Origin of the sequence: Pseudomonas sp. Irchel s3b6, from assembly GCF_900187415.1 — a bacterium.
Taxonomy (GTDB): domain Bacteria; phylum Pseudomonadota; class Gammaproteobacteria; order Pseudomonadales; family Pseudomonadaceae; genus Aquipseudomonas.
In genome coordinates this window covers 1-19,449 of the sequence record NZ_FYDM01000006.1, presented here as the reverse complement: position 1 = coordinate 19,449, position 19,449 = coordinate 1, and the positions used below count along the sequence as shown (strand labels likewise).

The following is a 19,449-nucleotide window of genomic DNA, read 5'->3' as shown; positions in this document are numbered from 1 at the left end:
AGCCGCAAGCTTAAAGCTTGCAGCTTCAGACCATCCGCCGCGGCTCGGACAACAGCCGTACCGCCAGGCCCGCCAGCACGAAGCCCATGAAGTAACGCTGCACCGCCAGCCAGGTCGGGTTGTTGACGAACCAGGAGGCGATGCCCGCCGCGAACAGGGCGATCAACAGGTTCACGGTAAAGCTCACGCTGATCTGGGTCAGGCCCAGGGCGATGCTCTGGAAGAAGATCGAGCCGTTTTCAGGGTTGATGAACTGCGGGAAGACCGAGAGATAGAACACTGCGATTTTCGGGTTCAGCGCGCTGGTCAAAAAGCCCATGAGCATCAGTTTGCGCGACGAGTCCGGTGGCAGTTGCCGGGCTTCGAACGGCGAACGTGCTCCCGGCTTGACCGCCTGCCAGGCCATCCACAGCAAGTACAGCGCACCTGCCCACTTGAGCGCTTCGTAGGCCATCGGCACCGCCAGGAACACTGCGGTCAAACCTGCCGCCGCCGCGAACAAGTGCACGAAAAATCCCGCCACCACCCCCAGCAACGACGTCACGCCGGCCTTGCGCCCCTGACAGATCGAACGGGAGATCAGGTAGATCATGTTCGGCCCGGGCGTCAGCACCAGCAGCAGGGAAGCCGCAGCGAAAATCAACAGGTCGTGGGTGGCAATCATGGCGCAATCCTTGTCCGTGAGCGATCAGGCCGAAGCCTGCAGAGAACTGCGATAAAACGGCAGGATCAGGTCCCTTGTCAATGGCGCCAGGACCACTTCGCCGTCGCCGGCAGGATCGATCCAGATCACCTCTTCGATCTCCGCGGCCGGGGACACCGGCACGTCGACAGCCAGCTGGAAGATGTCGGCTTGTACGATGAATCCCGGCTCGTTGGCCGCGGGGGCTGAAAACTGTCCCAGGAACCTGGCGTGCGCCGGATTGATCACCAACCCCAACTCTTCCTCCAGTTCACGGGCCAGGGCATTCACGGGCAACTCATGGGCTTCAATCTTGCCGCCCGGCTGCATAAAGGCCTGGGTACCGCGCTTGCGCACCAGTAGGGTTCGGCCGTCGGGGCCGATCAGCAGGGCAGCGGCGATGCGGATAATGCGAGGCGAAGCAGAAGATGAAAGCGTCATGGATCAACGATGGCCCTAGAGAAAAACGCCAAGGATCACATGCGCGCCGCGTCTGCGTCACGCCCCGTCTGCCGGCAGCGAGATTGCCCGGACAGTCCGGGTGAGCCAGTATGTCGCCTGGCCGGGGTAACCCGATAGGGAACGCTCAATGAATCAATCGCTGGAAGACATCGCCTGGCACCGCTCGATCGGGCAACTGATCGACGCTCTGGACAAGCCCAACTTCTGGACTCAACTGCTGCGCTTGCTGGATCAGTACGTGAGCTTCGACAGCTGGGTGGTGCTGTTGTACGACGGCGACCAACGCCCCCGGGTCTTCGCCGAATGCCCAAGCGAGGACGGCCGCCCCGACCCGCTGTTTCAGGACTACCTCATGGGGTTGTTCCTGCTGGACCCGTTCTACATCGCCTGCCGCGAGCAATCGCGCACCGGCCTCTATCGCTTGGCCGAAGTAGCGCCGGAGCACTTCGAACTGACCGAGTACTACCAGCGCTACTTCCGCTTGAATGTGGTGGCCGATGAAATCCAGTTCAATTGCCAGCTGGAGGGAGACCGCACGCTGTGCCTTTCCCTGGGCAGCAAACAGCGCTTTGGCAGCGAGCAGATTGCCCTGCTGTCGCTGATCCAGCCATGGGTCCTGAGCCTGCTGCGCCAGCGCCTGCCCTACGAATCCGCAGCGGCATCGGTCCCTGATCCAACGGCCCGCCAGGGTGACTGGCGCATCCGTCTCGAAGACTCGCTCAAACAGATCAAGGGCGCACAACTGACGGCCCGGGAACTGGATGTCGGCCGCTGGATGCTCAGCGGTTGCTCCAGCAAGGAAATCGCCCGTAAGCTGGAAATCTCCGCTGAAACCGTGAAAGTCCATAAGAAACACATCTACAGCAAGCTGGGGATCAAATCCCAGTCCGAGCTGTTTTCGATCTTTCTCCAGGCACAAAATGCCTGACGAAACCTGATGATTCCGAACCCAAGGAACCCGTATGAGCCTGTCACTCCTGAGCCGCTACGCCTTCTTTGCCCTCTGCGTGATCTTCACCCTCGCCAGCCTGCCGTTTCTTGAACACGACTGGGTGTGGCCGATCTCCATCGTCACCGGCCTGCTGAGCCTGCTGGGTATCTTCGACCTGTTGCAAAGCCCCCACGCGGTGCGCCGCAACTACCCGATCCTGGGCAATATCCGCTACCTGGTGGAAGGCATTCGCCCGGAAATCCGCCAGTACTTGCTCGAATCCGACAGCGACGCCCTGCCCTTCTCCCGGGCCCAGCGTTCACTGGTCTACTCGCGCGCCAAAAATGAAAGTGCCGACAAACCTTTCGGCACGCTGGTCGATGTGTACCAGTCCGGTTTCGAGTTCATTGGCCACTCCATGCGCCCCGCGCCCCTGAGCGACCCTAGCGGTTTCCGGGTGACCGTCGGCGGCCCGCAGTGCCGCCAGCCGTACTCGGCGTCGCTGTTCAACATCTCGGCGATGAGTTTCGGCTCGCTGAGCGCCAACGCCATTCGGGCATTGAACCAGGGCGCCAAACTCGGCAACTTCGCCCATGACACCGGTGAAGGCAGCATTAGCCCCTATCACCGCGAACACGGCGGCGACCTGACCTGGGAATTGGGCAGCGGCTATTTCGGCTGCCGCACCGCCGACGGACGTTTCGACCCGGAGCGCTTCGCCGCCCAGGCACAGGACCCGCAAGTGCGGATGATCGAAATCAAGATGAGCCAAGGCGCCAAGCCCGGCCACGGCGGCATCCTGCCCAAGCACAAGGTCACCCGGGAAATCTCCGACACCCGTGGCGTCCCCATGGGTCAGGACTGCGTATCACCGTCGCGCCACAGCGCGTTTTCTACGCCGATCGAAATGATGCACTTCATCCAGCAACTGCGTGAACTCTCCGGCGGCAAACCGGTGGGCTTCAAGTTCTGCCTGGGCCACCCGTGGGAGTTCATGGGCATCGCCAAGGCCATGCTGGAAACCGGCATCCTGCCGGACTTCATCGTGGTCGACGGCAAGGAGGGCGGCACGGGCGCCGCACCGGTGGAGTTCACCGACCACATCGGCGTGCCGATGCGCGAAGGCCTGCTGTTCGTGCACAACACCCTGGTGGGCCTGAACCTGCGGGACAAGATCAAGCTCGGTGCCAGCGGCAAGATCGTCAGCGCCTTCGACATTGCCAGCGTCCTGGCCATCGGCGCCGACTGGGCCAACTCAGCCCGTGGCTTCATGTTCGCCATCGGCTGCATTCAGTCGCAAAGCTGCCACACCAACAAATGCCCAACCGGTGTCGCCACCCAGGACACCCTGCGCCAGCGCGCCCTGGTGGTACCGGACAAGGCCGAGCGGGTCTTCAACTTCCACCGCAGCACCCTCAAGGCACTGGCCGAAATGCTCGCCGCCGCCGGGCTCGAACACCCCTCGCAATTGTCAGCCAAGCACCTGGTGCGACGTATGTCCGCCACCGAGATCAAACTGTTTTCCCAGCTGCACGTGTTCCTCAAACCCGGTGAGTTGCTCACTGGCGAAGTGAACGGCGAGTTCTATTCGCGGATGTGGCAAATGGCACGGGCCGACAGCTTCGAGGCCAATGACGTGGCGGCCTGAAACCTCACCCAACGCCCGTCCTCCCAGAGGACGGGCCCAGCATCAAGGAAGAACCCATGCTCAAAGTGATTGCCCAGGACTTCATCAAACCCGAACACCTCGAAACCGTCCGCCCGTGGTACGCCGAACTGGTGGAGAAAACCCGTCAGGAAGCGGATTGCATCACCTACGATCTGTTCGTCGATCAGAAAGACCCTGGGCATTTCATCTTCATCGAACAATGGCCGAATCAGGCCGCCCTGGATGCCCATTGCCAGTCGGAGCACTTCCGCCGGCTGGTACCGCAGATCAATCGTTATCAGGCCCGGGACTGCATCGTGGTGCTGATGGACGCGTTTACGGACGTGGCGGTTCCTTCATGACAATGAAGCCGTAATCGCCCACCAGATACATATTGTAAAACTGGCTGTCGACCACCGGCGCGAACCCTTGGTATCCCACGAGGGTCGCGTTGAGTCGCTCCTTCTCGGGAAACACATTGTTGATGCCGACCCTGGGCAGGTTCTCGGCCAACATGTAGAAGTCGACATTCAGGATGTACCCCAGCACCGGCATGACCTTGAATGATCCGCTCGCCTTCGCCAGCCAACGGTCGGAATAATTGATCGCCATGTAGATGCGCTTGGCCTCGCGCAACGGGCGGTTGGAAGCGATGTCATGGCCCAGTGAAAACAGCGCACTGGTGGCGAACTCCTTCTGCACCGTCAGTACTCGCCCGTAGGCAAAGGACAGTACCAACATGCTGAGCAAGGGAATGGCCAGCAACAACCCCAGCCGTGAGTCGACAGCCTCCAGCCCGCGCCGGCTCAAGTAGTAGACAAACACCCACAAGACACCAAAGCCCAACAGGGTCCTGGCGCCTTCATTGAAGTCCCTGAACAACAGCGTTGCACCACACACCAGCAATAGCAGCAGCGGCAGTGTCAGCAGGCACAGCAGGCCCAGACATCCCTTGCGCCACAGGCGGTCTGGTCGCTTGCACAACGCAACCGTGACCTGCACCGCGCCGAGCGCCGCACACAGCAGCACCGCCCACAGCCACCCGCGATTGCCACCCTCGAACAACAGCACAACCTTGTCCGCCACGGTGTTGATATTCACGCCCACCTGAACGAGTCCGTTGGCGCTCAGGGACTGCATCGGCAAGCGCTCGGCAATGATCGACTGATGCGTCGTCACAGAGTAAAAAAACACCCCACAGATCAACTGTGCGCCCTTCATCAGGCACAACCCACGAATGTCCTGCCATGAGCGGCCTTCACTGGCCGCCCTGACCAGTTCTATGCAGCACAGCCCCAGGAACACGTTGATGCTGAGCTGATAAAACCCCATGCCAAGGGTGACCAGGACGCCAGGAACCAACACCCGCCACAGCACCGATTTCGCACTAACGGTAATGGCGTAGACCATGGCCACCAGGCTCAACGCCATGGTCGGACCATCGTATTGATAGGACAGGTTCTGTAGAAAAAACGGGTTGTACCAGAGCGGCAGTACCACCAGGCAGCACGACAACGTGGGCCGGGGGTAGTAGTGAAATGTCAGGCGAGTCATGGCCAGGGCAATGGCAATGACGGCTATCAGCAGGGGCAACGGGAAGACATGGGGAGCACCCGAGGAAAACGTCAGGCCGCGGTAGAACAACTCGGCCACCCAGCGGCCCTGTTCTGCCCAGGCCGTACCGGCGGACAATGATCGCCAGTTGTCGTCGATGTAGTAATAGTCCGCCAGGATCAACGGCAAGATGTACATAAACGCAGCCAACACAAAGAACGCCAACACATCACGCCAGGGCAGTTCCTTGTTCGCAATGTTGGCCACGTTCATTCGCGCTCCTGTCCTGGCCCGGACCTCACTGACGCTCCGCAGGGCTCACGTTGCCCGGGCGGCCGACAATGTCCTTGATCACATAACGCGGACGATGCTTGGATTCGATATAAATCCGGCCGATGTACTCACCCAATATGCCAATGCCAATCAGCTGAACACCGCCCAGAAACAGAATAGCGGTCATCAGCGACGGGTAGCCGGGCACGCTGTTGCCAAAGAAAATCTTGTCCAGAACCATGTACAGCGCATAGACCAGGGCGAACAGGGAAACCGCACTGCCCACGTAGGTCCACAACTGCAACGGGACGGTACTGAACGAGGTAATGCCTTCCAGTGCCAGGTTCCACAACTTCCAGAAGTTGAACTTGGTGGTCCCCGCCACACGCCCGGCCCGTTCATACTCGACCACCACCGTGTTGAACCCCGCCCACGACAAGATTCCCTTCATGAACAATCGGTGCTCCGGCAGCGTACGGATCACGTTCACCACCTTGCGGTCCATCAGGCGAAAATCGCCGACGTTCTCTTCAATCCGGGTGTACGCAATCCGGTTCAGCAGATGATAGAACAACGCCGCACTGTGGCGTCTCAGATAACTGTCGGCGGCGCGCCCGTGACGTTTGGCGAGCACCACATCCGCCCCCTTCTTCCATTCGGCTATCAACAAGGGGATCACACTGATGGGGTCCTGCAGGTCCACATCCATTGGAATCACCGCATCACCAGTGGCGTATTCCAACCCGGCAAACAGCGCCGGTTCCTTGCCGAAGTTACGCGAGAAGTTGATCAGCAACACATGCTCGTCCGCCAGCGCGAGCGCTTTGGCATGCTCCGCGGTGCGGTCCGAACTGCCGTCGTTGATAAACACGATCTCGACCACGCCATCGGCCAGTACCAATTGCTGACGAACGGCCTGATAGAACAGGTTGATCGCCTGCTCCTCGTTGAACACCGGGACGATCAACGAGATTTTCATGCCTCGGGCTCCCGAAAGACCAGGAACCTGGAAAAGAGAAAACCGCAGACCAGGCTGATGGCCGAAAACACCATCAGGGTCAGCAGCCCGGGCAACCGCCAGTGGTCCGCGCCGTAGCCCACGCCAAAGCTCAGCGCCCCCATGAAGGTCACAAACAGTAGATAACGCGGGAGGGTTGCCCGGCGCTGAAAGGTGTATCGGGCATTGGCGTAAAAAGAGAACGTCACCGCCAGGCAAAAAGCCGCCAGATTACTGGGTGCCTGGCGCAGCCCCAGCAGCCCGTACAGGACGAAAAAAACCGTCCAGTGAATCAGCGTATTGAGCAGGCCAATGGAAGCGAACCTGGAAAAGCCGCGAAACGCAGGCGTTCTGAGCATGACGTTGGTTTCCAACCTGCCTGCCGGCACCGGATAGTTCATCCAGCTTGGCACTGCTTCCCGGCTTGTCTACTTTCCCGGCGGCAAACAGACCGGCGGACATCCCTTCGTTGCAAACAAAAACGCCCGATGCAGTGCACCGGGCGTTTGGGCGAAACAGGTCAGGACAGCGTGTCAGCGACTCAGGAAGCCGAGCGCACTGCACCTTGCGACAGGTTCGTGGGTTGCAGCTTGAACGCATAGAACAGCACGGTCAGCAGCACCAGGAACGCAGGCCCTACGTACAGCGCGATGCGGGTGTCCGGGAAGTACGCCATCAGGCCGACTACCAGCACCAGGAACGCCAGCGCCAGGTAGGAACTTACCGGGTACAGCCACATGCGGTACTTGAGGGCGGCACGCTCGGACGGGCTCAGGCCCTGGCGGAACTTGAGTTGTGCCAGCAGGATCATGACCCAGGTCCAGATCGCACCGAAGGTCGCGATGGCAGTGACCCAGACAAAGACTTTTTCCGGCACCAGGTAGTTCAGCAGCACACCCAGCAGCAGTGCGCCGATCGACAGCAGCAAGGCACGACGAGGTACGCCGTTGCTCGAGGTCTTGGCGAAACCGGCCGGGGCCTGGCCATTTTGCGCCAGGCTGTAGAGCATGCGCCCGGTGCTGAAGATACCGCCATTGCAGGACGACAGTGCGGCCGTGATCACCACGAAGTTGATGATGCCGGCAGCGGTCTTGATGCCCAGGCGTTCAAAGGTCATCACGAACGGGCTGCCCTGGGTGCCGATTTCGTTCCATGGGTAGATCGACAGGATCACGAACAGCGCGCCAACGTAGAACAGCAGAATGCGCCAGAACACCGAGCCGATCGCATTCGGGATGGTCTTCTGCGGGTTCTTCGCTTCACCGGCGGTCAGGCCGATCATCTCCACACCCAGGTAGGCGAACATCACCATTTGCAGGGACATCAGCACGCCCTGCACACCATTAGGCATGAAGCCACCGTGGGCCCACAGGTTGGAAATCCCCAGCGCGACGCCGTCGTTGCCGAAGCCGAAGGCGATGATGCCGATACCGCCAAGCACCATGGCGATAATGGTGACAATCTTGATCAGGGCGAACCAGAACTCGAACTCACCGAACGCCTTCACGGCGATCAGGTTGATCGAACCCATGCTCACCAACGCCGCCAACGCCCAGATCCAGCGCGGCACATCGGGGAACCAGATGCCCATGTACACCGCCACCGCGGTAATTTCCGCGACGCAGGTCACCAGCCACAGGAACCAGTAGTTCCAGCCGGTGAGAAAGCCCGCCAACGGGCCAAGGTAGTCTTGGGCGTAACGACTGAACGAACCCGCCACCGGGTTGTGCACCGCCATCTCGCCCAGGGCGCGCATGATCACCAGGATCGCCAGACCGCCGATGATGTAAGACAGCATGATTGCCGGGCCCGCCATCTCAATGGCCTTGGCCGAACCGAGGAACAGGCCGACACCGATACAGGCGCCGAGCGCCATCAAGCGAATATGCCGTTCGCCGAGTTCGCGTTTGAGCGGGCCGCCTTGAGCGGTCTCGCCGTGGGGCTGGTGATTGCCAACAGGCATAGGGGGACATCCTCGTCTTGTTATTGGATATGACCACCGAGCGTCGACGTACAGACCGGTAAGCCTGTGCGCCGTGATACCGGATCCACTTCGTGAGCAGAGCCTTCTTGTAGGACAAATCCTGCAAGATCAGCGGGACGTGCAGTATAAAGAGCCATCAACAGGTGTTTTCACTCAATAAAAACCAATATTCAGAAAGAAATCTCGGCGAAAGCGGCATTTACGGAGGTGCATTACCTGGAAACTGGCATTAACTCGCCAGCAAAGCGGCGCCGAGTATTGCACAGCCATGGTGCAACGTCATGCCCCTACCTAGGCCGTATTTACCAGATTGATGGCTCTATCTCAGTACTTTCAGGCTAGGACTATCCCTGTGGCTCAGGCTCACTACTTTCAGGCAGCACTTACCCCCGTGGCGAGGGAGCTTGCTCCCGCTCGGTGGCGCAACCACCGCAATGCAGCTGAATGCGGATTACCTGGCACGCTTCAATGGCTGTATCGGGACGGCTGCGCCGTCCAGCGCGAGTAAGCTCGCTGACCACGCAGAGGCCAATACCTGCCATCACACTTTATCCCTTCACAAATTTTTCACCCGCGCCAACCAGCGTCTAAGCTTCAGGCAAGTCCGATAAATCTGCGTGAATGGATCAGTCGACTATGGGCGCTTTGTGGCAAACCGATTCGAGTAAAACTGTGGTGCCAACTGACAGCGTGGACGAAGCGCCTTTACCGCCGAAAAAATCACCCCGCCGCCATTATGCCTGGGGGTCATTCTGGCTATTGCTGGTGATCATTCTGATCGTGCTCGGCTTTGCCATCGAAAAGGAGGTCCGCACCTCCAGGTTCCAGGCTCGCGAGTTCAGCCGGTTTGCAGCCTCGTTGAGTTATTCGATGCAGCCAGGCCCCAGCAACTCGATTCTCTACCCCGGTGCCGGCCCTTTCGACAAACGCCTGGGCTACAGCGCCCTGGGCGAGTTTTTGCCCCGCCTGCTCAAGCGTGACTACGTGATAACCGCGCAAACCCGCTTTTCACCCCAGTTGCTCAAGTACAGCCTCAACGGCTTTTTCGTGCCCTATGCCGAGAAAATCCAGGCCGGCTTGTCGATCACCGATTGCACCGCTGCCCCGCTCTATCAATTCAAGTACCCGCAACAGTTGTACTCGAGCTTCGCGACGATCCCGCCGCTGGTGACCCATAGCCTGCTGTTCATCGAAAACCGTGAACTGCTGGACCCTAAACAGCCCAAGGCCAACCCCGCCGTAGACTGGCCGCGCTTTGCCAAGGCCGCCTGGTCGCAGGTTGCCAAAATGCTTCACTTGCCCGGCCAGACAGCCGGCGGCAGTACCCTGGCCACCCAGCTGGAAAAATACCGCCACTCGCCTGACGGCCTGACCGTGTCGGGCGGCGAAAAAATCCGCCAGATGATTTCCGCCAGCGTGCGCGCCTATCAAGGTGGCCCGCAGACCCTGGTAGCCCGGCAGAACATCGTGCGCGACTACCTCAACAGCGTGCCATTGTCGGCCGTGCCTGGCCATGGCGAAGTGCATGGCATGGCCGAAGGATTGCGGGTCTGGTACGGCGCCGACTTCAATCAAGTCAACCAGGCCCTGGCCAGCGATGCCGCTGACTCGGCAGGCCTGGCGCAACGCGGTCTGGCCCTGCGTCAGGTGTTGTCGTTGATGATCGCCCAGCGCCGGCCATCGTACTACCTGACCAAGGGGCGAGAAGAATTGGCAGACCTCACCGATAGCCATATCCGCCTGCTGGCCCAGAACGGCGTGATCGACAGCGCGCTGACCACCGCGGCGCTCGCCAGCAAGGTGAGCTACCGTGACTGGTTGCAACAACCGACCATCCAGCCGATTGAAACCAACAAAGGCATCAGCGTTGCGCGCAGTCGCCTGGCCTCGATACTCAACCGCCCGCTGTATGACCTGGACCGTCTCGATCTGTCCGCCACCAGCACCTTGCAGGGCGATCTGCAAACCCAGGCAAGCGCCTACCTCAAGCGCCTCGCCGACCCGACCTTTGCCGCCGAAATCGGCCTGTTCGGCGAACGCCTGCTCACCCCCACCAGCACCGCACAAGTGCGCTACAGCTTTACCTTGCTGGAACTGACCCCCGACGGATCGCGGGTGCGGGTGCAGACCGATAGCACCGACCAGCCCTTCGACATCAACGAAGGCAGCAAACTGGAACTGGGGTCCACCGCCAAGCTGCGCGTGCTGACCACTTACCTGCAAATCATGGCCGAGCTGCATGACCGTTACGCAACCAAGACCCCGGCCGAACTGAAAACGGTCGAAGTCGCCGAGCAGGACCGGCTGAGCCGTTGGGCCGTCGACTACCTGATCCAGAACACCGACCGCAGCCTGCCGCTAATGCTCAGCGCCGCGCTGGACCGCAAATACTCGGCCAGCCCCGGCGAAGCCTTTTTCACAGGGGGCGGATTGCACACCTTCCACAACTTCCGCAAAGAGGACAACGGCCGCCTGCCGACCCTGCGCGATGCGCTTCGCGAGTCGATCAACCTGCCCTTTATCCGGCTGATGCGCGACCTGGTGCGTTACACCACCTATTCGGGGCCTGACAACAGCGGCCAGTTGCTCAAGGATGACGTGAACCCGCGGCGCCAGGAATACCTGGCCCAGTTCGCCGACCGCGAGGGCACTTCGTTCCTGCTCAAGTTCTGGAAGAAGTACCAGAAAAAGGATACCCAGGCTCGCCTTGATACCTTCCTGGACAGCATGCACCCGACCCCGATTCGCTTGGCCGCCGTGCACCGCTACCTGCTGCCCGAAGCCACTCAGGAGAGTTTCAACAGCTTCGTGCGCTCCCACCTGAAAACCGCCAAGACCAAGGAAAGTCTCACCGACGAACGCCTGGAACGGCTCTACAACAGCTATGGCCCCGGCTCCTATGACTTGCCCGACCAAGGCTTCATCGCCAAGGTTCACCCACTGGACCTGTGGCTGATTGGCTACCTGATCGACAACCCCGACGCCAAGTTCAGCCAGATCGTCAAAGCCAGCCAATTCGAGCGCCAGGAGGTTTACAGCTGGCTGTTCAAGAGCCGGCACAAAAGCGCTCGCGACAGCCGTATCCGCACCATGCTGGAGATCGAAGCGTTCCTGGACATCCACCAGCGCTGGCAACAAGTGGGTTACCCCTTCGATCACCTGGTGCCGTCACTGGCCACGGCCATTGGCAGTTCCGGCGACCGTCCCGCCGCTCTGGCTGAGTTGGTCGGGACCATTCTCAACGATGGCGTACGCATGCCAACCTTGCGTATCGACACCCTGCATTTCGCCGTCGACACACCCTATGAAACCAGATTGATCAACGACCCTGACAAGGGCAAGCGAGTCATGCCCTCGGAAGTCGCGACCGCCCTGCGCGATGCGCTCTCGCAAGTGGTCGACGCCGGTACGGCAAGACGCGTGGCGGGCAGTTTCAAGCTGGCTGACGGCACACCGCTGGCCATGGGCGGCAAGACCGGCACCGGCGACAACCGCATCGAAGCCGTCGGCTCTGGCGGGCGGATTCTCAGCTCCAAGGCGATCAACCGCACGGCGACCTTTGTGTTCTACATCGGCGACCACCACTTCGGCACCCTGACCGCCTACGTCCCGGGTGCATCGGCCCAGGACTTCAAGTTCACCTCGGCACTGCCGGTGCAGGTGCTCAAGGGGATGGCACCCATTCTCAACCCTTACCTGCAACCGGGAAGCAATACACAGTGTCAGCCAACGATGGCCAGTGCCAAGCCCTGAGCAGACAAAAACACCGCCTCGAATCGAAACCGGTTCGAGGGCGGTAGTCATGTATTTTGCACTCTTTACTCTTCGATCTTTCCGACCCCCCCGGAAAACCCGCCTGTCGTTGCAATGCTGTTCAGTTAAGGCGATGAGACCGGCTGCTCCTACAAAGGTCGACGCTCGCTGAACTGAACAGCATTACGCCTGTACTTGAACTTTTGTTCACCCACGCCCTTGCCTGGTCTGGCCATTCCATTCTTGATCATTGGATGACCTGGAAATGCAATCACCGCCACTGACACGGACGACACTTCGGCCTATGGCCCTCATTTGACTTCAGCGCGCAAGGGTGCGCTCGCCACGCACCGTTGGTCCTGTTCTCTTGATTTTCTATAAAGATATATCTTAAGTTATATCTAAATACGACGAGAGAAAGAAAAATGAGCGACCATCATGTCCACCGTGAACACCTTGAAGGCCGCGACGGCTTCGAAAAACGCCCTGGTCCCGGCCGTGAACGGGGCGGACGCGGCCCTAGGGTCTTCGCTCCTGGCGATCTGAAATTGTTGCTGTTGGCGCTGATCGCCGAACAGCCGTGCCACGGCTACGACCTGATCCGCCAGATCGAGGGCATGTTCGACGGTGCGTACAGCCCCAGCCCCGGGGTGATCTACCCGACCCTGACCTTCCTTGAAGAAAGCGAAATGATCCTGGGCGATGCCGCTGGCGGAAAAAAACGCTACGCCATCACCGAGGCCGGGCGCCTGTCATTGAGCGAACAGGCCGTTGCCCTGGACGGCGTGCGCATGCGCATCGAGGTGAGCAAGCGCTCATTGCGCGGCCACGACCGCCCCGCCGAGATCCACGAAGCGGTGCACAACCTGCGCCATGCCCTGCAGATGCATCACGGGCGCTGGAGCCCGGCAGAAATCCTGCGGGTACGTGACCTGCTCAACAATACTGCCAAGGCCATCGTTGACGGCCCTCAGGAGCACGCCGAATGAGCGAACTGATTGCCAGCACCATTCACCGCGTCAGCCACGAACTCAAACGTCGCCGCCTGCATGTGCTGCGGGTGGTCGACCTGACCCCGCGCATGCGCCGCATCACCCTCGGCGGGCCGGAACTGGCGGGCTTTGTCAGCCAGGGAACCGACGACCACGTCAAACTGTTTTTCCCGCAAACCGCCGCGGAGCAAGCAGCGCTGGAAACTCTGGTGCTGGGCTCCGGCAAGGACAACGGGCCGATGCCTGCGATGCGCGACTACACGCCCCGCCGTTATGACCTGGACACCCTGGAACTGGACATCGACTTCGTCCTGCACGGCGACGGCCCTGCCGCGACATGGGCGGCGCAGGCCAAACCCGGCCAGTGCCTGCACATCGGAGGGCCGCGAGGCTCGATGGTAGTCCCGGACATCTTCGACAGCTATGTGCTGATCGGTGACGAAACCGCCCTGCCCGCCATCGCCCGGCGCCTGGAAGGCCTGGCAGCCAACCGATGCGCGCTGGTAGTGGTCGAGGTGGAAAATGCTGCCGAGCAGCAAGCCCTGAAAAGCTCAGCCCAGGTCAATGTCATCTGGGTGCTGCGTGAAGCAGGCAAGGACAACCTGCTGACCACGGTCAAACAACTGCAGGTGCCCAAGGGCAATCTGTATGCCTGGGTCGCCACGGAAAGCAAAGTCTCGCGGCAGATTCGCCGGATACTGCTCGATGAGCATGGCCTGGACGAACAACAGATCAAAGCCGTCGGCTACTGGCGGCTGGGAGACAGCGACGAAACCTGATCGTCGCCAGCGCGCTCCCGCTAACGGTCTTGATTGCATGGCTTGCTCTCGCCACACAGAGGAATAGCGAACACTTACCCCTGTGGCGAGCAAGCTTGATTGAGGGTGGGCGCGGGCCGGGCGGCATCGGCGGCACTACCGGCCTTGAGCCATACTCCGTCGCCCGCCCCAGCGATCCAGCCCCACCACCAGCAGCGCCATCAACACAAACCCCAGCAATACCCCACCGGCATTGATGAACACCTGGGCATACCCCAGCGTGTCGACGTCGATGAAGGGATACGGGTACCACCCCAGCGAGTGCCCGCGCAGCAAGACATAGGCGAAGTACAGCAGCGGGTAGATCACCCACAACCCGATGTGCCCCAGGTACAAGGTGCCCTTGGGCACGCAGCGCCACCAGTACAGCAAAAACACCAGCGGCATGATGTCGTGCAGCAATTCGTCAGCCACGAACTGCCAACCCTGCGGGTGCCACAAGTGCCGCAGCAACAGGTTGTAGGCCAGGCCGACCACGGCAATGCTCACGGCGATGCCACTACTGACCCAGGGCTGCAACAGCCAGCGCCGGCCTCTGGACTGCCGCGAGGTCACGGCACAGGTCAGCACCGCCGCCGCCAGGGTGTTGGTCAGCACCGTGAAGAAACTGAAGTAACTCACCAGCCCGCCCAGCAAGCTGGCCTCGACGCTCCAGCGCCCGTACAACACCAGGTACATCTGAATGCTCAGGCCCAGCCAGCCCAGCACAGCAACCAGACGGATCAAACCGCTCTGGGCGGGGGAGCCTCGAGTCAACTCGACAGGCATCGATTTTCCTTAGAGCGGACGTTTGGTGCGCATCAGTTTCACGTAGAGCTTTTCGACTTTCTCGCGGGCCCATGGTGTCTTGCGCAGGAAGGTCAGGCTCGACTTGATGCTGGGATCGCTCTTGAAACAACGAATATCGATACGCTCGGCCAACCCCGACCACTCGTAGTGTTGGACCAGCGCATTGAGAATCTGCTCAAGCGTCACGCCGTGCAGCGGGTTGGTGTTGTGTTCGGTCATGCCGGGCCTTTGCACAAAGAAAGTAAGGAAGGCGCGCACCTTAGCCGAGGGGGCCCCGCGGTGGAAGGATTCTGTGCGGCACAGCCTTAACTCTAGGCGAAGTTTCCCCCCCGGCTGACTGTTACCGAATCCGAAAGGATTCATGTCGAGAAAAGCCCTTTCTCTATTTGTAACAGATCATTATCCTTGCGCCCTCAAGCTGAAACGTTTCTCCCAATCGTTTCACCCCCTTGCGCGTTCAGCTCTCTCCTATAGAAAAAGACCCGAATTTCTTCTTTATGCCTGACCTTCAGACCTTACGAGACAGCGCTGTCTCAACAGCGATTGCCCGCCGAAATGCCCTGAGCCTGCTCAGTGGTCTTACCGCCCTGGGCCTCGCCACCTGCACCCATGCCGCCCCGGCCTTCGATAGCGAGTCACCGTGGATGCTCGGTGACTGGAACGGCACACGCAGCGAACTGGCGGAACAAGGTTACGACTTCAAAATCGACTACACCGGCGAAATGGGCAGTAACCTGCACGGCGGCTACGACCAGGACCGCACCGCGCGCTACAGCGACCAGTTCGCCTTCGGCAGCCACCTGGACCTGCAAAAGATCCTCGGCTGGAACGATGCCGAGTTTCAACTGACCATCACCAAGCGCAGCGGCAACAACATCAGCAACGACCGGATCAACGATCCACGGGTCGGTGGCTTCACCTCGGCCCAGGAAGTCTGGGGGCGTGGCCAGACCACGCGCCTGACGCAGATGTGGTACCAGCAGAAATTCCTCGATGAAAAACTCGACATCAAGGCCGGCCGCTTTGGTGAAGGCGAAGATTTCAACAGCTTCCCCTGCGACTTCCAGAACCTGGCGTTCTGTGGCTCCCAGGTCGGCAACTGGGCTGGAGGCATCTGGTACAACTGGCCGGTCAGCCAATGGGCACTGCGGGTCAAGTATCACCTGACACCCGAGCTGTACGCGCAAATCGGGGCCTATGAGCAGAACCCCTCGAACCTGGACAAGGACAACGGCTTCAAGCTCAGCGGCAGCGGCACCCAGGGCACCGTCGTGCCGGTGGAGCTGGTATGGACGCCGACACTCAATGACCTGCCGGGCGAATACCGTGCCGGTTACTACTACAGCAGCGCCAGCGCCAGCGATGTCTACAAGGACAGCAACGGCCAGCCCGCGGCCTTGAGTGGCGAGGCGTACCGCAGCGCATCGAGCAAGCACGGCATGTGGCTGGGCATCCAGCAGCAATTGACCAGCGTTGCCAGCGACCACTCGCGCGGCCTGAGCGTGTTCGCCAACGGCACGATGCACGACAAGAAAACCAACGCCATCGATAACTACGTCCAGGCCGGCGTCGTCTACAAAGGCCTGTTCGATGCCCGTGCCAAGGACGATATCGGCGCAGCCATCGCCCGGGTCCACGTCAACCCGGCCTACCGCAAGAACGCCGAGGCGAGCAACCAGGCCCACGCTGCCTTCGACTACGACGACCCGACGTATCTGCCGCCGCAAGACACCGAATACAGCGCCGAGCTCTATTACGGCGTGCATGTCACCAACTGGCTGACCGTGCGCCCGAACCTGCAATACATCCGCCACCCGGGTGGCGTGAATGAGGTCGACGACGCGCTGATCGGCGGGATCAAGGTGCAGTCGTCCTTCTAACCCCGCAGTAACCGAACCCTGCCCACGCCTGTTCGTCATCTACAGTGAACAGGCGCGGGACTACTTGAAACGTCACGGAGAATCGCACTATGAGCACTGAAGGTGCTTCAAGTCCAAGCCGCCTGATGCCGAGCCTGCTCGGCATTGTGCTGCTACTCATGGGCCTGGCCTTGCTGGCCGGGGGGATCAAGCTGAGCCTGCTCGGCGGCTCGCTGTACTACCTGCTGGCCGGCATCGGCCTGGTACTGACCGGCATTCTGTTGCTGGCCGGCCATCGCGCTGCCCTGGGCCTGTACGCACTGGTGCTGCTGGCCAGTACCGCGTGGTCGCTGTGGGAAGTGGGCCTGGACTGGTGGCAACTGGTGCCGCGCCTGTCACTGTGGTTCGCCCTCGGCGTAGTGATGCTGCTGCCATGGTTCCGCCGCCCGCTGCTGCGCAACGGCGCTGCACCGCTGGGCACCGGCGCGCTGAGCGTGGCCGTGGTGCTGGCGGGGGCCACGGCCCTGGCCAGCCAGTTCACTCACCCCGGTGAAATCCTCGGTGAATTGGGTCGCGACAGCGCCGACATGAGCAGTACCGCACCGCAAATGCCCGATGGCGACTGGCAGGCCTATGGCCGTACCGAATTCGGCGACCGCTACTCGCCACTCAAGCAGATCACCCCGGACAACGTTGGCCAGCTGCAGGAAGCCTGGCGCATCCGCACTGGCGACCTGCCGACCGCCGGTGACCCGGTGGAGCTGACCAACGAGAACACCCCGCTCAAGGCCAACGGCATGCTCTATGCCTGCACCGCCCACAGCAAGGTGCTGGCACTGGACCCGGATACCGGCAAGGAAATCTGGCGCTTCGACCCGCAGATCAAGAGCCCGGTGGGTTTCAAGGGCTTCGCCCACATGACCTGCCGTGGCGTTTCCTACTACGACGAGAATGCCTACGCCAAAGCGGATACCTCGGCCGCCGTCATCTCCGAAGCCGGCAAGGCCGTTGCCCAGGCCTGCCCGCGTCGCCTGTACCTGCCGACCGCCGATGCACGTCTGATCGCCCTGAACGCCGACACCGGCAAACTCTGCGAAGGCTTCGGCAATCAAGGCGTGGTTGACCTGACCCAGGGCATCGGCCCGTTCACCCCGGGCGGCTACTACTCCACCTCGCCTGCCGCGATCACTCGCGACCTGGTGATCATGGGTGGCCACGTCACCGACAACGAGTCGACCAACGAGCCCTCCGGTGTGATCCGCGCCTTTGACGTGCGTGACGGTCACCTGGTGTGGAACTGGGACAGCGACAAGCCAGACGCCACCGAGCCTTTGCCGGCGGGCGAGCACTACAGCCGCAACTCGGCCAACATGTGGTCCCTGGCCAGCGTCGATGAGAAGCTGGGCATGGTCTACCTGCCACTGGGCAACCAGACCCCTGACCAATGGGGCGCCGACCGTACCCCGGGCGCCGAGAAATTCAGCGCTGGCATCGTCGCGTTGGACCTGTCCAGCGGCAAGGTGCGCTGGAACTATCAGTTCACCCACCACGACCTGTGGGACATGGACGTCGGCAGCCAGCCGACCCTGCTGGACATGAAGACCGCCGACGGCATCAAGCCGGCGCTGATCGCACCGACCAAACAGGGCAGCCTGTACGTGCTCGACCGTCGCGACGGCACGCCGATCGTGCCGATTCGCGAGGTCGCGGCGCCACAAGGCGCGGTGCCTGGCGACCGTACCGCCCCGACCCAGGCGCGCTCGGACCTGAACCTGTTGGCTCCGGACCTGACTGAAAAAGCCATGTGGGGCGCCAGCCCGTTCGACCAGATGCTGTGCCGCATCCAGTTCAAGGAACTGCGTTACGACGGTCAGTACACCCCGCCGTCGGAACAAGGCAGCCTGATCTATCCGGGTAACGTCGGTGTGTTCAACTGGGGCGGCGTCTCCGTTGACCCGGTGCGCCAGATGCTGTTCACCAGCCCGAACTACATGGCCTTCGTCTCGAAAATGGTGCCCCGCGCCCAAGTGGCGGAAGGCAGCAAGCGCGAGAGCGAAACCGCTGGCGTGCAACCCAACACGGGCGCACCTTACGCGGTGATCATGCACCCGTTCATGTCGCCGATCGGCGTACCGTGCCAGGCACCGGCCTGGGGCTACGTGGCCGGTATCGACCTGACCACCGGCAAAGTGGTGTGGAAACGCAAGAACGGCACCAGCCGCGACAGCTCGCCACTGCCAATCGGCCTGCCCATCGGCGTGCCAAGCATGGGCGGCTCGATCGTCACCGCCGGTGGCGTGGGCTTCCTCAGCGGCACCCTGGACCAGTACCTGCGCGCCTACGACGTCAACACCGGCAAGGAACTGTGGAAATCACGCCTGCCGGCCGGCGGCCAAGCCACCCCCATGACCTACACCGGCAAGAATGGCCAGCAGTACGTACTGCTGGTGGTCGGTGGTCACGGCTCCCTGGGAACCAAAATGGGCGACTATGTGATCGCGTACAAACTGGCCAACTAAACGCCAGCAGCGACAACGAAAAAGGCGACTACCGCAAGGTAGCCGCCTTTTTTGTGAGCAATGTCCCGTCCTGAATAAGGTTTACACCTTCTGACCTATTTTCAGGAGGACACAATGGATTCAGGCAAAAGGCGCAGTCAGCGGGATTACACGCTGGCTTTTAAACTGTCGGTCGTCGATCAGGTCGA

General features: G+C 61.0%; 16 protein-coding genes. 8 read left to right on the top strand and 8 right to left on the bottom strand.

The genetic code is table 11. The annotated features are described in order from the left end of the window. Positions 1-25 precede the first annotated feature (25 nt). Complete coding sequence (locus CKW07_RS12310; protein ID WP_095145149.1) at positions 26-664, bottom strand: LysE family translocator; 639 nt, start codon at positions 662-664, stop codon at positions 26-28. Between the two features lie 24 nt (positions 665-688). Next, positions 689-1,123 carry an NUDIX domain-containing protein gene (locus CKW07_RS12305; RefSeq protein ID WP_095145148.1) on the bottom strand — a complete coding sequence of 145 codons (435 nt, stop codon included), beginning with the start codon at positions 1,121-1,123 and terminating at the stop codon, positions 689-691. A gap of 148 nt (positions 1,124-1,271) precedes the next feature. Between CKW07_RS12305 and CKW07_RS12300 the strand changes: the two genes are divergently transcribed. The 3 genes from CKW07_RS12300 to CKW07_RS12290 are packed head-to-tail and all read left to right on the top strand — an operon-like array spanning position 1,272 to position 4,085. After that, entirely contained in the window at positions 1,272-2,072 is an 801-nt protein-coding gene (locus CKW07_RS12300; RefSeq protein ID WP_095145147.1) for a helix-turn-helix transcriptional regulator, read from the top strand. A 34-nt stretch (positions 2,073-2,106) separates the two neighbouring features. Continuing rightward, positions 2,107-3,723 (top strand): FMN-binding glutamate synthase family protein, encoded by a 1,617-nt coding sequence (locus CKW07_RS12295; protein WP_095145146.1) that lies wholly within the window; start codon positions 2,107-2,109, stop codon positions 3,721-3,723. Positions 3,724-3,779: 56 nt separating this feature from the next. After that, positions 3,780-4,085 (top strand): putative quinol monooxygenase, encoded by a 306-nt coding sequence (locus CKW07_RS12290; protein WP_095145145.1) that lies wholly within the window; start codon positions 3,780-3,782, stop codon positions 4,083-4,085. Here the strand turns inward: CKW07_RS12290 and CKW07_RS12285 are convergent. The 4 genes from CKW07_RS12285 to CKW07_RS12270 form a co-directional block, all read right to left on the bottom strand. Beyond that, positions 4,060-5,550, bottom strand: a complete 1,491-nt coding sequence (locus CKW07_RS12285; RefSeq protein ID WP_095145144.1) for a glucosyltransferase domain-containing protein — start codon at positions 5,548-5,550, stop codon at positions 4,060-4,062. The genes CKW07_RS12290 and CKW07_RS12285 overlap by 26 nt on opposite strands. A gap of 25 nt (positions 5,551-5,575) precedes the next feature. Then, complete coding sequence (locus CKW07_RS12280; RefSeq protein ID WP_095145143.1) at positions 5,576-6,529, bottom strand: glycosyltransferase family 2 protein; 954 nt, start codon at positions 6,527-6,529, stop codon at positions 5,576-5,578. Next, positions 6,526-6,906, bottom strand: coding sequence for a GtrA family protein (locus tag CKW07_RS12275; RefSeq protein WP_095145337.1), 381 nt, complete (start codon positions 6,904-6,906; stop codon positions 6,526-6,528). The genes CKW07_RS12280 and CKW07_RS12275 overlap by 4 nt, the downstream gene beginning before the upstream one ends. Positions 6,907-7,088: 182 nt before the next feature. Next, positions 7,089-8,510, bottom strand: coding sequence for an amino acid permease (locus CKW07_RS12270; protein ID WP_095145142.1), 1,422 nt, complete (start codon positions 8,508-8,510; stop codon positions 7,089-7,091). 657 nt (positions 8,511-9,167) lie between these two features. Here CKW07_RS12270 and CKW07_RS12265 point away from each other — a divergent pair. From CKW07_RS12265 to CKW07_RS12255, 3 genes are all read left to right on the top strand, one after another. Beyond that, entirely contained in the window at positions 9,168-12,284 is a 3,117-nt protein-coding gene (locus CKW07_RS12265; RefSeq protein ID WP_095145141.1) for a transglycosylase domain-containing protein, read from the top strand. Positions 12,285-12,709: 425 nt separating this feature from the next. Beyond that, a complete protein-coding gene (locus CKW07_RS12260; RefSeq protein WP_095145140.1) occupies positions 12,710-13,273 on the top strand; it encodes a PadR family transcriptional regulator in 564 nt (187 codons plus the stop codon). Next, positions 13,270-14,055, top strand: a complete 786-nt coding sequence (locus CKW07_RS12255) for a siderophore-interacting protein (RefSeq protein WP_095145139.1) — start codon at positions 13,270-13,272, stop codon at positions 14,053-14,055. The genes CKW07_RS12260 and CKW07_RS12255 overlap by 4 nt, the downstream gene beginning before the upstream one ends. A 135-nt stretch (positions 14,056-14,190) precedes the next feature. On the opposite strand, the gene CKW07_RS12250 is transcribed toward CKW07_RS12255, so the two are convergent. Beyond that, positions 14,191-14,862 (bottom strand): Pr6Pr family membrane protein, encoded by a 672-nt coding sequence (locus CKW07_RS12250; RefSeq protein WP_095145138.1) that lies wholly within the window; start codon positions 14,860-14,862, stop codon positions 14,191-14,193. Positions 14,863-14,871: 9 nt separating this feature from the next. Further along, positions 14,872-15,102, bottom strand: a complete 231-nt coding sequence (locus CKW07_RS12245; protein ID WP_095079985.1) for a VF530 family DNA-binding protein — start codon at positions 15,100-15,102, stop codon at positions 14,872-14,874. Positions 15,103-15,380: 278 nt separating this feature from the next. Here CKW07_RS12245 and CKW07_RS12240 point away from each other — a divergent pair, with 278 nt between their 5' ends. Both CKW07_RS12240 and CKW07_RS12235 read left to right on the top strand, forming a co-directional pair. Continuing rightward, positions 15,381-16,763, top strand: coding sequence for a carbohydrate porin (locus tag CKW07_RS12240; protein ID WP_095145137.1), 1,383 nt, complete (start codon positions 15,381-15,383; stop codon positions 16,761-16,763). 89 nt (positions 16,764-16,852) lie between these two features. Beyond that, on the top strand, positions 16,853-19,261 hold the full coding sequence (locus tag CKW07_RS12235; RefSeq protein ID WP_095145136.1) for a glucose/quinate/shikimate family membrane-bound PQQ-dependent dehydrogenase: 2,409 nt from the start codon (positions 16,853-16,855) through the stop codon (positions 19,259-19,261). Positions 19,262-19,449: the final 188 nt, after the last annotated feature.